Source organism: Deltaproteobacteria bacterium (assembly GCA_026712905.1).
Taxonomy (GTDB): Bacteria; Desulfobacterota; Binatia; order UBA9968; family JAJDTQ01; genus JAJDTQ01.
Genome location: JAPOPM010000043.1, coordinates 19,482 through 32,327, shown reverse-complemented (window position 1 = coordinate 32,327; position 12,846 = coordinate 19,482). Strand labels below are relative to the sequence as shown.

Genomic DNA, 12,846 nt, shown 5'->3' with positions numbered 1-12,846 from the left:
CCCCCCCCCGCGGTGGTCCCGTGTTCGCGGGGGGCGCCCTCCGGGGGGGGGGGGGGGTGCTTCGGATCTCTCTTCACAGACCTTTATTGCAACATTGGGGCTAACTAAGCCCCGCGGCTCAGCACCAGGACCGGCCACGCCTTCATTTCATCTTCCGACTCGGCCGACGGGATCGTGCTGCCCGTGCGCCACGACTCGACCTGGTCTCGGTAGTGCGGCGACGTCGGATTACCCGCCTGACCCGGGACGACGACGAAGCGGGAGCGGATGGGGTCGCTCAGGGTCACCAGCATGCGCATCGATACGCCGACGACCTGGTCGTAGGGGTGGGAGTGGCGGTAGTAGGAGTTGCGGATGGTGACGCCGTCGCCGTCGGCGGGGAAGGGGTCCAGCGAGAAGAAGGGGGCTAGCGGTTTCCTGTTTCCGAGGCCGTGGGCGAGGGTGAGGGTGTGGAGGCGGCCCCAGGACCAGTTGCGAGGGTCGGGGCCCTGCTGTTTCGTCAGCTCGGCTTGGGCTTCACGGAGGCTTGCCCCCAATACGGCCTTCCGGGGGTTGTCCCGGAACCACACGGATTCGGGGTCCGTGAGGATGTCGTCCAGGGGCGCCACCGCCTGGTTCAGAATCTCCGTGTAGCTCAGGTACAGTTCCTCGCTGAGATCTCTTTCCCAGAGGTTGCGCATGAGCCGGTGGTAGAGGACGTGGAAGAGGGCGGCGCCGGCGGAATTGGAGTGGCAGTCGCGGTCCCATTCCTCCAGGAGTTCTACGCAGGGCCGCAAGGACGGTTCGTCGTTGGCGATCTCCATGAGCTCAAGGCGCAGGGCGTGCAACAGCCGCTCGGCCTGAACTGACCGGGTGTCGAGCTGTATCCGGGCCATGTCTTCCATGTTCATGCGCTTCTCGCGGGTGAGCAGGTGCCGGATGCGCTCGATGCGGTACGGGGGCTCGACCAGGTCGGACAGGTAGTAGGGGTAGTCCGGGTCCGCCATGCGGTTGTTGGCGCTGGCCACGATGCCCTCGGGAGGATTGAAAAGGCGCGGCATCTCGTCAAATGGGATGGTGCCGGTCCAGTCATGATCGGCGTTCCAGCCCTCCAGGGGTAGCCACGAGGGCTCCTGGCGAGGGCGCAGGGGCACTCTTCCTGCCAGGGCATACCCGATGTTGCCCCGGGTGTCGGCGTAGATGCAGTTGAGCGAGGGTGTGACGTGATGCGCCATACCGGACAGGAACTCGTTCCAGTCCCGCGCCCGGTTGATGCCGTCCAGCAGTCCCAGCTCGTTTCCCGGCGTATGCGCGATCCATTGGAAGGACAACACCTCCCTGTTTGGAACATCCGGGTCGTGGGGCCGCGGCGGAAGGATGTCCGACAGCACCGGCCCGTGCCGGGTGTGCCGGATTTCGGTCTCCACCGGGCGGCCGCCTCGAACCGCGATGGTTTCGGGCCGGTGCTCGAACTCGGTCCAGCCCTCGGGGGTGCGGTACAGCTCCGGCTGTTCGGGGTGGATCTGCTCCCGGTAGAGGTCGCCGTCATCGCACAGGGCGGCGACGAATCCCCAGGCCACGTCGCGGTTGTGTCCGACATAGACGAAGGGGGAGCCCGGCAGCGACAGGCCCGACGCTTCCAAGGGCTGAGTTCCTCCCGCGTCGGTCACCGTGCGGAGATGATTCAGATACCAGATGCCGGGCACTGTCATTCGCAGGTGAATGTCGTTGCACAGGAGCGCGTGCTGCTCGTCCGAGTGCCCGGCGTCGACGGCCCAGCCGTTGCTTCCCTGGCCCCTGGGGGTCAGGGGATTCTCCGCGAAGCTGCCGTTGACGAAGCGCACCAGCGCCGCGCCGTGGTCGCTCAGGGCGCGGGTGATGGTGGCACCCCAGGAAGGATAACGCGGCATCAGCGTCCGCAGCTTGTCGGGGTCGTTCTCCAGGCGGCCGTGGAGTGCTAGAAAGGTGAGCCGCGTGACGAGGGCGGACGAGAGCATCAGTGCGAAGCCCTTGGCGAGGATGAGGCAGTCCGCCGGCTCCCACGGGGCAGGCCGGTGGCGCAGCAGCCGGAACTCCACCGGCAGGCGGCGCTGGTGCAGGTCCATGTAGGCGTTGACGCCGGCGCAGTAGGCCTCGACGGCGCGGGCGGATCGCTCCGACAGCAAGGGCAGGGAGAGCACGGCCGTATGCCTGATGCCCAACAGGCGGATGAAGTGGTCGACGCTCGCCATATTGCCGGACCGCAGGTGCCGCGTGAAGTCGCCGCGCGGCAGCGGCCTGTCGCCGAAGAGTTCGGCCAGCCGTCCGCTGAAGAAGCGCCGGCTCAGGTCCATCTGCCACAGGCGGTCCTGGGCGTGGATGTATCCCTGGGCGAAGAAGAGGTCGCGCTCGGTGCGGGCGGTGATGTAGGGGATGGCGAAGGGGTCCCAGCGGACCCGGACGTCGTCACGGAGTCCCGGCAGGTGGACGGTGCCCCGGCGTTGCGCGCGCGATTGGCGTGCCCAGTGGCGGAGCAGCGGCGAGAGCAGGGATGACAGGAGGTTCATGAGATCGCGCCCCACGAGCGGTTGGGCCACGGCCGTTGCCAGCGTCGGCTATATCGGGTTCTTTCCGGTGGCTCCGGGCACGGTGGCCAGCGCCGTCGCCGCCCTGGCGTACTGGCTCGTCGACCCGCTCCAGCAGGTCGCCGTGCTCGCATTGGCGGCCGTCGCCGCGTTCGTGGTGGGCGGCGTAGCCACGGGCGCCGTCTTGCGCGGCGGCGGGCCGAAAGACCCGTCGCATGTCGTGTGCGACGAAGTGGCGGGACAGTGGATCGCGCTCCTGACTCTCGCCCATGGGGGCCGCTGGGAGTTCATTCTGCTTGCGTTCCTGCTGTTCCGTTTGTTCGACGTGTGGAAGCCGCAGCCGGTGGCTTTCTTCGACCGTCGCCCGGGAGCTTGGTACGTCATGATGGACGACGTCGCGGCTGCGGTCTACGCCAACGCGGCGACCCACCTGTGCCTGTTTCTCGCCTGGGCCTGAGGTCCTCGACAAGGCCTACCGCATGAGGAAGAGCTCAGCCTGTTCCTCGCGTGCGGCTGAGAGATCCCCTGTTTCCCCCGGTTGCGGAAGGCACGGCAGCCGCCGCCGGCGCGCCCCGCCTACTGTCCCAGCCGCAGCAGCCGCGCCGCGTTGTCGCCGAGGATCTTCTGCTTGTCCGAATCCGCCAGACGCACATCCCGCACCGCGTCCACCGAGCGCTCCAGCGGGATGGGCACCGGCGGGAAGTCGCTGCCGAAGAGCACGTGGTCGGCGCCGGCGGTCTCCACCGCGCACATGACCGCGGGGGCGTGCAGGCTTACCGTGTCGTAGTAGAGCTGCTCGATGTAGGTGCTCGGTGCCCGCGGCAGCACGTCGGGTTCCCACGGGCCGAAGCTGTCGTCCTGGCGCAGTTCGTAGCCGAAGTCCAGGCGGCCGGGCAGCATCGGCAGGGCGCCGCCCAGGTGGGAGCAGATCATCACCAGGTTGGGGAAGCGCTCGAAGCCGCCGGTGAGGATGAAGCGCGCCAGCGACAAGGTGGTGTCGAAGGGCCGTCCGACCATTTCCGGCAGCCGGAAGATCTCCATCTTCTCCGCGCCGATGGTGACCCGCGGCGGGTGCACGAACAGCGGCACGTCGAGGTCGCTCACCAGCTCGAAGAAGGGCACGGCGTTGGGCGAGTCCAGGTATTCGCCGGCCACGCTGGAGTTGATCATGATGCCCTTCAGGCCGTATTCGCGCACCGCCCGCTCGGTCTCCTTGAGGAAGCGGTCGTCGCCGAAGGGCACGGCGCACGCCAGCCCCAGGAAGTGGTCGGAGTGGCGCGCGGTGGTCTCGGCGGCGAACGCGTTGAACTCCGTCACGATGTCGTACGGGTCTTTCCCCTGGGGCGTGCGGATCCAGTTGTTGCCGAAGATGGTCAGGTCCACGCCGGCCTGGGCCTGCTCGTCGATGACGCGCGGGATGTCGAAGATGGCCTGCGGCGACTTGGGATGGTACCAGCTCTGCGGCACGAGATGGGCATGGGCGTCGATAATCATGGCACGGTAACTAATGCATCCGTCCCGCGGTTTCAAGGGAGGGGCGGAATTGGCGTTGCCGCTTGACCGCTGGATGCGGCGGTGTTAACAAGGGCGGCCTTGCGCGCCGATACCGGCCACCGGTCCGAAGTGGGTGGCCAGCCCGGAGGGTGCGTGTGGACGCTATCCTGAGACATCCATGAAGCTCGACATCGAATTCAACTCGGGCGCCCAATTGCCCATGGACGCCATCCCCGCGCTGGCTCGCGCGGCGGAGGACAGCGGCTTCGACTGCGCCTGGGGAGGGGAGGCCAACAACAAGGACCCGACGGTGATGTTGGCGGCGGTGGCGGCCGTGACGAGCCGGCTCAAGGTGGGCACCGCGGTATACCACATGCTCGGGCGCACGCCCGTGAGCATGGCGCTGCACGCCGCCGGCCTCGACGAACTGTCCAACGGACGCTTTCTGTTCGGGCTCGGCATCTCCAACCCCACCATCGCCAACTGGCACGGTGTGGCGTTCGACCGGCCCTTGGCGCGCATCCGCGAGTACCTGGAGATCGTCCAGGGGGCGTTGCGGGGCGAGAAGCTGGATTACGAGGGGAGTTTCTACAGCGCGCGCGGCTTCAAGCTCGCGTTCAAGCCGTCCGGCCGTGGCGTTCCCGTCTATCTGGCGGCTTTCGGGCCGCGGATGAGCCGCCTGGCGGGGCGGCTGAGCGACGGCGTGTTGATCAACATGGCGAATCCGCCGGAGATACGCCGGATCGTCGAGAACGTGCGTGAGGGGGCCCGGCTCGCGGGCAAGGACCCGGACGCGCTGGAGATCATGTGCAAGGTGCGCTGCTGCGTGGCCCGGGACACCGGGGCGGCGCGCCAGGCACTGGGGCGCATCCTCACGTACTATGCCCTGGCGGACTACTACCGGGACCTGCTGACGCGCATGGGCTTCGGCGAGGAGGTCACGGCGATTCGCGATGCGTGGCGCGCCTCGGGTTTTCACGCGGCCGCCGCGCAGGTCACGGACCGGTTGTTCGACGGGCTGCCCCTGGTGGCGGGCGCGTCCGTGGACGAGGTACTGGACAAGGTGCGGGCCTACGGCGAGGCCGGCGCCACGCGCGTGATCCTTCCCTATGTTCCGTGCACGGACGACGTGGTGGGAGAGATCCGCGCGTTCATCGACGCGTTCGGCCGGCGCTGAAATTTCCGCGTAAAATGTTCTCGTAAAATTCCTGTGACCGCCTTGACTAACGGTCTCGGCGTGCTTGACTATACGCAGGACGATGCTTATCGAATGGCATGTCGCAAGAGCTTCGGAACCATGCAATAAGGAGAACGGTTATCGCCTTCGAACTCATCAATCCGAGCGGGCTGGAGAACCCGGTGGGGTACTCTCACTTGGCGAGCATCTCTTCCGGCCGGCTGGTGCTCGTGGCGGGACAGGCGCCGTTCAACTCCGACGGGGAAGTCGTCGGCAAGGGCGACTTCGCGGCCCAGTTCCGGCAGGTGTGGGAGAACCTGCGTACGGCCATCGAAGGAGCTGGAGGGAGCCCCCGAAACTACGCCACGTTGACCATGTACGTCACCGACGTGGACGCGTATCACGAGAACCGCAAGGAGATCGGTGCTTCCTACCGGGCGACTTTCGGAAAGCACTTCCCCGCGATTACCCTGATTCAGGTATCCGGACTCTACAACCCCGATTGTATGGTCGAAGTATCCGGGCTGGCCGTTATCGATTGATGGCTGGAGGGATAGCGGGATGGCGTGAAGCGGCACTCCGCTCCCGCCCCTCGCAGCCTTTCCACCATCTCTACCGCCATGGGAGTCGCACGCAGATGCACCACATAGAGATAGCAGGCAACGGTGTCCTGGATTCCCTGGACTCCTTCGACCCTCCCACCGAGACCGAGATCATCGGCCTGTGGCAGACCTTCCGTGCCTCCGGGTTGTCGGCAAGGCAGGCCTGGGACGCCATCGTCGCGGGAATCGCCCTGGACATGGTGTTCTCGGACGGCCGCAAGCGGCCGCGCCTGGAGCAGTAGTGGGGGTATCGGGCAGGCGGCCCCGGCTCATCGGGGCCCATCGTCAGGTCTGTTCGGCCTGGGGGTCGGCGCGCGCTAGGAGGTCCTGCAGGGCTCCCTTGTGGCGGCGTTCGACCTCGACGAGTTGGCGTAGCAGTTGGCTCTGTTCCGGCGCTTCGAGGGCCACGTACCAGACGTCGTCCAAGAGCGCGGCCTCGACACGCTTCTGATCCTCCACATCCTGGCACATCCGGTCCCAGTGATTCTTGCCGGACGGAATGCTTGAATCGAATTTGGCGACCCGGCCGCCGAGCTTCTCCACTTCTTCAAAGAGCCGCGCGCTGCTCTTTTCCTTTTCCGCCGCCATCTCCCTCAGGCGTTCCTCCATGAACGGGTAGGGCGCCTTTTCCGCGTGCAGCTTGAGCTGGTTGGCGAGCCGGGCCAGCTCCCGGTAACCGTCGGCGAGCACGGTGCGCGTGTTGCGCTCTTCGCGCTTCGCGCGGCTGCGATCAAACCAAGCCGTGATGGTCTCCGTCAGTGCCATGCTGGTAAGATAGGGGCCGTCGGAGGTTGTGTCAAGGTGCCCGCGCGTTCTTGAAAAACGCCCGTAAGAACGGTAGATTCACGGTATCCGCATGGCTGAACATCCGCCCATCGAAGTCGTCGACGATAGCGAGGAGCCGTCCGAGGACGCGCCCGTCGAACCCGTGTTGCTCGACGATGTCGACGCGCCCGTGGAGGACGCCGAAGCGGAGGAGTCCTCCGGCGCGCTGGTTCCGTTCGACGCGCTGCAGCGCTACCTTTCCGAGATCCGCCGCTATCCCATCCTGACCCGCGAGGAAGAGCACGAGCTCGCCGTCCAGTACAAGGAGCTTGGCGACATCGAGGCGGCCTACACGCTGGTGCGCTCGAACCTGCGGCTCGTGGTGATGATCGCGCGGGAATACGAGCGCGCCTTCCGCAACCTCCTGGACCTGGTCCAGGAGGGCAACATCGGACTCATGGAGAGCCTCAAGAACTTCGATCCCTACCGCGGCGTGCGTTTTCCGTCCTACGCGGTCTGGTGGATCCGCGCCTACATCATCCGCTACCTCATGAACAACTGGCGCATGGTGAAGTTGGGTACTACCCAGGCCCAGCGGCGGCTGTTCTTCAACCTGCAGAAGGAAAAGGAGAAGCTTGAGGCCGAGGGCTTCGTGCCCGGCGCCAAGCTCATCGCGCAGCGGCTGGACGTGAAGGAGTCCGAGGTGATCGAGATGGACCAGCGGCTCTCGGGCCGCGACGTCTCCACCGATGCCCCCATGGCGCAGGGCGAGTCCCTCACCCTTCTCAACACGCTCACCGACAACAGCCCCACCCCCGAGGAACGCCTGGCCGACGCAGAATACCGCGAGGCGGTGAAGGCGCGGCTCACGGCCTTCGGCGAGGGCCTCAAGGACAAGGAGCTGGTGGTCTTCCGCGAGCGTCTTCTGGCGGAGGAGCCGCTCACGCTGCGCGAGATCGGAGAGCGCTACGGCATCAGCCGGGAGCGTGTCCGGCAGATCGAGAGCCGCGTCAAGAAGAAGCTCAAGAGCTACCTCTCCGAGGAGTTCGAGGTGCTCGAAGGCTTCAACGAGCGCGCTTGATGTCGCGCGCGCGATTCTGCTAAGAATCCCGGTATGAATTTCGAGAACAGCATTGAAATCGGCGTGTCCCGGGACACCACCTGGGACTTCCTGTGGGACGTGGATCGGCTGATCGCCTGCGTTCCCGGCTGCGAGGAGGCCTCGACGGTGGAGGCGGGCAAGCTCTACAACGCGAAGATGGTCGCTCGGGTGGGGCCCTTCAAGGTCACGTTCCCCATCAAGATCGAGGTGCTGGAGAACGAGCCGAAGGACCGGATCAAGGCCCGCGCCACGGGCAGCGACAACAAGATCGGGAGCCACCTGAAGGTGGACCTGGACGTTTCGCTGGAGGATCGGGGCGAGGCTACCCAGGTGTCCGTGGTTGCCTCCGTGGACGTTCTCGGCAAGCTCGCGACCCTGGGGCACAGCATCATCAAGCGCAAGGCCGACAACGACATGGCCAAGTTCGCCGAGGCCGTCAAGAAGGAACTTGAGGGAGGAGCCTGATCCATGCTGCGTCCGTTCCGTCTGGAAGAGCCCGAAAGCGTCAAGGAGGCGTCCGAGACGCTCGCCCGCTACGGCGACTCGGCCAAGGTGTACGCGGGTGGCACCGAACTGCTCCTGGCCATGAAAGAAGGGCTGGTCCACTTCGAGTGTCTGGTCAACGTCAAGAAGATCCCCGGCCTCGATCAGGTCCGGCGCGACAACGGCAGCCTCAGAATCGGCGCCCTGAGCACCCACCGGGAGCTCGAACGTTCCGACACCTTGGCGGAGGCCTTGCCCGTCCTGGTCGAGATGGAACACAACGTCGCCAACCTGCGCGTGCGCGAGGTGGGTACCCTCGGCGGCAACCTGACCTTCGCGGAGCCTCATGCCGACCCGGGCACCCTGCTGCTGGCGCTGGACGCCACGGTGGTGGCGCAGAAGGCGGGCGGGGCACGCGAGATCCCCATGGCCGAGTTCTTCGTGGACGCGTACGAGGCGGCCATCGAGGAGGATGAGATCCTCGCCGAGATCGTGGTGCCGGTGCCTGGCGCGAACGCCGCCGTGCGTTATCGCAAGTTCGGCTACCTGGAGCGCCCGAGCGCGGGGGTGGCGCTGCACGTGATGGCGGACGACGCGCGGGAGTCGGTGCGGGACGTACGCGTGGCCGTGGGTTGCGTCGGCCCCAAGTCGATGCGGGTGGAAGAGGCCGAAGCGATGCTGCGGGGGAAGAGCCTCGATGAAGCGGCCAGCGCCGTGGCCGAGGCCGGCGACATCGCCGGGCGCGCCGGGGACGCCATCAGCGACCTTCACGGATCGGCCGAGTACAAGGAACACATCGTCAAGGTGCTGTTGACCCGCGCCTTCAACGACATTCGCGCCGAACTGGCTGGGTAGCTTCGGACGCGGCACACTAGAATCCAGCGGAGACCAACGGTTATGGCAGACTCAGGACGGCAGACCCTTCCGCTATCCTTCACGGTGAACGGGACGCGCTACGACCTCGAGGTGGAGCCGCACGAGCTGCTCCTGGACGTGATTCGCAAGCGCCTGGGACTCACCGGCGCGAAGCGCTCCTGCGACGTGCAGGTGTGCGGCGCTTGCACGCTGCTGCTCGACGGACGCCCGGTGAGTTCGTGCACCCTGCCGGCCTTCGAGGCGCGGGACAAGGACGTTCTCACCATCGAGGGCATGGCGGAGGACGGCAAGCTGCATCCGATCCAGGAAGCGTTCATCGAGTACGGCGGCTTCCAGTGCGGCTTCTGTACGCCGGGCATGATCCTCACCGCCAAGACGCTGCTGGACCAGAACCCGAACCCCACGGAAGAAGACGTCATCGAGTACATGAACGGCAACATTTGCCGCTGCACGGGTTACAAGAAGATCGTCGAGTCCATCATGGGGGTGGGGAAGCCGAACGCCGACGCGTCCTGATCCTCCAATAGAGTCTCCGCCCTTCAGGGACGGGCACGGAAATGGAAAGGGCAGGTGTCATGCGACACCTGCCCTTTTTCGTGACGGCGCGGATCAGCGTCCGTCGACCTGCCCGTGGATACGGGTCAGGCGCGGATCTCCGTGCGCATGAACTTGATGTAGGCGATGCCGAAGCATACCGCCACCAGTGCCAGCAGAGTGAAGAACATGGGCAGGATCAGGCGCATGCTCTGCCCCAGGCTCAACGGCGTGACGATCAGGCCTTCGAGTTGGCCGAGTTGCTCCGGCAGGACCGGCACCAGCGTGCGCGCCACCGGATTGAGCAGCAGGCGCACCGATTCGCTGTACAGCGTGCTCGGCGACATGCGCCCCAGAACGGTCTCGATCGTCGCCCGCTTGGTCACGTCCTCGGCCGTTGCCGGATTCGGGATGATGAGTCCGGCCGCGAAGCCGGCGAGCACGCCGATGAAAATCCCGAGGAAGAGCCAGAGGGCGATGGATGCCAGCGCCGCGGTGACCGTTCTTTGGAGCAGCATCGAGAGCAGCATGGCGAGCGCCAGCCAGAAGCCCGTGTAGGCGATGCCCACGATGACGAAGAAGAGCATGCGCCACAGCTCTTCGGCATTGGGGAAGTACCCGATGAGGGTGGTGCCCAGACCGATCACCACCAGGAAGATGGACACCCAGAGGATGGCCAGGGTGGTCAGCCCGGCCAGGAACTTGCCGTTGATGAGGCTGTCCCGGTAGATGGGCTGCGAGAGCACCCGGCTGAGGGTCCCCCGGCCGTATTCGCCGCTGATGCTGTCGAATCCGAGGGTAATGCCCACCAGCGGGCCGAAGAACCCCAGGAACGTGGAGAGTGAGAAGAAGATGGACTCGGTGGTGAGGAGCCTGAGAAACACATGTTCGGTCGGGTCGCTTTGCAGCGACGCTTGGAGCCCCTGTCCGGCGAAGTACACGGACAGGATTCCCGGTAGAATGATCAGGGCAAGCAGGATCATGAAGCGCAGGCTGCTGAAATGATCCTGGAGCTCTTTCCAATACACGACCAGCATCGCTACGCCTCCCTGAAGTACTTGAGGTAGATCTCTTCGAGCGTCGGGTCCTCGGAGCGGAGCTGCATCAGGTCGAGCCCCTGGTCCCGGATCAACGCCATAAGTTCCGGCCGCACGTCGCGGGTACACCGGATGAACCATCCGGAGGCCCGTTGTTCGCACTGGTTCACGCCGGGCAGGGCGCTCAGCATCTCTTCCATGGCGTGGTCGCCGCCGACCTCCACGAGGAAGTTCCACTGGTGCTCGTTCAAGATGGCCTTGCCCAGCTCGTCCGGACTGCCCTGCACCACCATGCGGCTGCTGACGATGATGCCGATGCGCTGGCACACCTGCTGCACCTGGTGCAGCAGGTGGGAGCACAGCAGCACGGTGAGGCCGCGCTCCTCCCGGAGCGCGCTGATCAGGGCGAGGAGCCGCGTCACCCCGTCCGGATCGATGCCCAGGGTGGGTTCGTCCAGGATGATGACCTCGGGCTCCTTGATGAGCACCTCGGCGATGCCCAGCCGCTGCTTCATGCCGCGGGAGAATTCCCGCACCGGCCGGTTGCCGTCATCGGCGAGGCCCACCTGCTCCAGCATCCCGGGGATGCGGTCCTCGGCGGCGCGGTTGAGCCGGGCGATGTACGCCAGGTTCTCGCTCGCCGTGAGGTCCTCGTAGAACCCGGGGTTCTCGGGCAGATAACCCACGCGCCGCTTTACATCCAACGGCTGGGTCTTGGGATCGAATCCGCACACCGACGCCGTCCCGTACGTGGGCTCGGTGAGCCCGAGCAGCATCAGGATGGTCGTGGTCTTGCCGGCGCCGTTGGGGCCGAGGAAGCCGAACACTTCGCCCCGGGGGATCTGCAGTTCCAGATCGCGGACCGCGACCTTGTCCCGGTAGCGCTTGGTCAATCCCTTGGTTTCGATGATGTAGTCGCTCATCGCCTTCCCAACCGAATGAAGACCGCCGCCAGTCCGAGCACCACCACGCCGACGATGAACGCCCCGATCCAGCCCCAGATGGTCGGCGTCGACACCGTGACCCTGAAGTCGAGGGACTGGCTGACATCCGGGCTGTTGGTGGTCACGGCCAGCATGTAGTCGCCCGCCACGGCACGGTCCGGCGCGGTGACCTCCATCTTCACCTCGCGCACCTCTCCGGGATTGAGGTTGTCGACCTCGTCGGGCCGGAAGTTGACATCCCACCCGTCGGGTTTGCTTGAGATGAAGGCCAGATTGGTGAGGGGCGCGGTGCCCGCGTTGGCGATGAGGAAGTCCACCTGGGACATCTCTCCGGCCGTGGTCGAGGCATTGAGCCGCCCCGTGGCCGTGCCCACGTTCAGTTCCTGTGTTCCGGCCAGCGCGACCTTCAGGTCCGCCTGCGCGGACAGGCCGGCCGAGCGCGCCACGACCACCACCGGGTACTCCCCGGGCTCACCCTGGAGCGGCGGCTGGATCTCGACGCTCAGGGTCTCGGTGGAATCCTTCTTGAGCGCGATGGACGAGATCTGGGTGTCCTCGAACTGGGGCTTGATGCGCACGACCCAGCCCGGAGGCGCCTGTGCCCCCAGCGCGGTCGTCACCGGGTTGTCGGTCTCGTTCTTGAGGTCGATGCTGAACTTGAACACCTGACCCGAATTGCCGCTCAACACCGGGTACTGGCTCTCCATCTTGAGCCCGCCGGTGTCGACCTTCTTCGCCGAGACGTTAAAGGCGATCGTGGCGGTCTCCGTCTTTTCGCCCTTGCCGTCCGTGGCCGTCACCCCCACCTCGTAGTCGCCGGGCTCCACGTCGTCCGGGAGCTTGATCTTGAGTTCGAGGGTGGTTGCTTTGTCCCCCTGGACCATGATGCCGCCCACCGGAAAACTCGGGTACCTGGAGTGGAAGGCCGCGGTCCAGCCTTCCGGCACCGATGTGGCCTCCAGCGTAACCTGTACCGTCGCCTTCCTCGGGTTGACGATCTCCGCGTCCATCTCGAAGTCCTGACCCGGCCCCACGGTGATGCCCGTGTAAGCCATGATCAGCTCGAACGGCTCCTTCTCCTCGTCCGGTATGTTGTCCGTCTGGGACGCCCCGGTCTCCGAAGTCTCGTGTGCCGTGCCCGACAGCGGCCAACCGACCGCCAGACCGGCCAGCAACAGCCAGACAAGAAAAGCCTTGCTAGTCCTCATAGAAAACCCCCCGTAGTGTGGTTTCGAAAAGTTCCGATAAGTTAAGCACGCCCGGTTGGTGAGTCAATCCCGCGAGGGCCG

The 12,846-nt window shown here is 65.8% G+C and carries 14 protein-coding genes; 8 read left to right on the top strand and 6 right to left on the bottom strand.

Annotated features, from left to right (window positions below; genetic code table 11):
- Positions 1-104: 104 nt before the first annotated feature.
- Entirely contained in the window at positions 105-2,525 is a 2,421-nt protein-coding gene (locus OXF11_03450) for a penicillin acylase family protein (GenBank protein ID MCY4486156.1), read from the bottom strand.
- Here OXF11_03450 and OXF11_03445 point away from each other — a divergent pair.
- On the top strand, positions 2,524-3,000 hold the full coding sequence (locus OXF11_03445; GenBank protein MCY4486155.1) for a phosphatidylglycerophosphatase A: 477 nt from the start codon (positions 2,524-2,526) through the stop codon (positions 2,998-3,000). The genes OXF11_03450 and OXF11_03445 overlap by 2 nt on opposite strands.
- A gap of 119 nt (positions 3,001-3,119) precedes the next feature.
- Here OXF11_03445 and OXF11_03440 read toward each other — a convergent pair whose 3' ends face one another.
- On the bottom strand, positions 3,120-4,037 hold the full coding sequence (locus OXF11_03440; GenBank protein ID MCY4486154.1) for an amidohydrolase family protein: 918 nt from the start codon (positions 4,035-4,037) through the stop codon (positions 3,120-3,122).
- A gap of 178 nt (positions 4,038-4,215) precedes the next feature.
- Here OXF11_03440 and OXF11_03435 point away from each other — a divergent pair, with 178 nt between their 5' ends.
- From OXF11_03435 to OXF11_03425, 3 genes are all read left to right on the top strand, one after another.
- Positions 4,216-5,214, top strand: a complete 999-nt coding sequence (locus tag OXF11_03435) for an LLM class flavin-dependent oxidoreductase (protein MCY4486153.1) — start codon at positions 4,216-4,218, stop codon at positions 5,212-5,214.
- Between the two features lie 98 nt (positions 5,215-5,312).
- Positions 5,313-5,756 (top strand): RidA family protein, encoded by a 444-nt coding sequence (locus OXF11_03430; protein ID MCY4486152.1) that lies wholly within the window; start codon positions 5,313-5,315, stop codon positions 5,754-5,756.
- 95 nt (positions 5,757-5,851) lie between these two features.
- Positions 5,852-6,058 (top strand): hypothetical protein, encoded by a 207-nt coding sequence (locus OXF11_03425; GenBank protein ID MCY4486151.1) that lies wholly within the window; start codon positions 5,852-5,854, stop codon positions 6,056-6,058.
- Between the two features lie 43 nt (positions 6,059-6,101).
- Here the strand turns inward: OXF11_03425 and OXF11_03420 are convergent, their stop codons facing one another.
- Positions 6,102-6,581, bottom strand: a complete 480-nt coding sequence (locus OXF11_03420; protein MCY4486150.1) for a hypothetical protein — start codon at positions 6,579-6,581, stop codon at positions 6,102-6,104.
- A gap of 91 nt (positions 6,582-6,672) precedes the next feature.
- Here OXF11_03420 and OXF11_03415 point away from each other — a divergent pair, with 91 nt between their 5' ends.
- Genes OXF11_03415 through OXF11_03400 form a run of 4 tightly spaced genes read left to right on the top strand, consistent with a single transcriptional unit; the run spans position 6,673 to position 9,558 of the window.
- Positions 6,673-7,662, top strand: coding sequence for an RNA polymerase factor sigma-32 (locus OXF11_03415; protein MCY4486149.1), 990 nt, complete (start codon positions 6,673-6,675; stop codon positions 7,660-7,662).
- Between the two features lie 33 nt (positions 7,663-7,695).
- Complete coding sequence (locus OXF11_03410) at positions 7,696-8,148, top strand: SRPBCC domain-containing protein (protein MCY4486148.1); 453 nt, start codon at positions 7,696-7,698, stop codon at positions 8,146-8,148.
- A 3-nt stretch (positions 8,149-8,151) separates the two neighbouring features.
- Positions 8,152-9,021 carry a xanthine dehydrogenase family protein subunit M gene (locus OXF11_03405; protein ID MCY4486147.1) on the top strand — a complete coding sequence of 290 codons (870 nt, stop codon included), beginning with the start codon at positions 8,152-8,154 and terminating at the stop codon, positions 9,019-9,021.
- A 42-nt stretch (positions 9,022-9,063) separates the two neighbouring features.
- Positions 9,064-9,558 carry a (2Fe-2S)-binding protein gene (locus OXF11_03400; protein MCY4486146.1) on the top strand — a complete coding sequence of 165 codons (495 nt, stop codon included), beginning with the start codon at positions 9,064-9,066 and terminating at the stop codon, positions 9,556-9,558.
- A gap of 125 nt (positions 9,559-9,683) precedes the next feature.
- Here the strand turns inward: OXF11_03400 and OXF11_03395 are convergent, their stop codons facing one another.
- From OXF11_03395 to OXF11_03385, 3 genes are read right to left on the bottom strand one after another with little or no spacing between them, the layout of a single operon-like run.
- Positions 9,684-10,613 carry an ABC transporter permease subunit gene (locus tag OXF11_03395; GenBank protein ID MCY4486145.1) on the bottom strand — a complete coding sequence of 310 codons (930 nt, stop codon included), beginning with the start codon at positions 10,611-10,613 and terminating at the stop codon, positions 9,684-9,686.
- A gap of 2 nt (positions 10,614-10,615) precedes the next feature.
- The gene (locus OXF11_03390; protein MCY4486144.1) at positions 10,616-11,536 is read right to left on the bottom strand and encodes an ABC transporter ATP-binding protein; all 921 of its coding nucleotides are present in this window, start codon (positions 11,534-11,536) and stop codon (positions 10,616-10,618) included.
- Entirely contained in the window at positions 11,533-12,765 is a 1,233-nt protein-coding gene (locus OXF11_03385) for an NEW3 domain-containing protein (protein MCY4486143.1), read from the bottom strand. Before OXF11_03385 ends, OXF11_03390 begins: the two co-directional genes overlap by 4 nt.
- Positions 12,766-12,846: the final 81 nt, after the last annotated feature.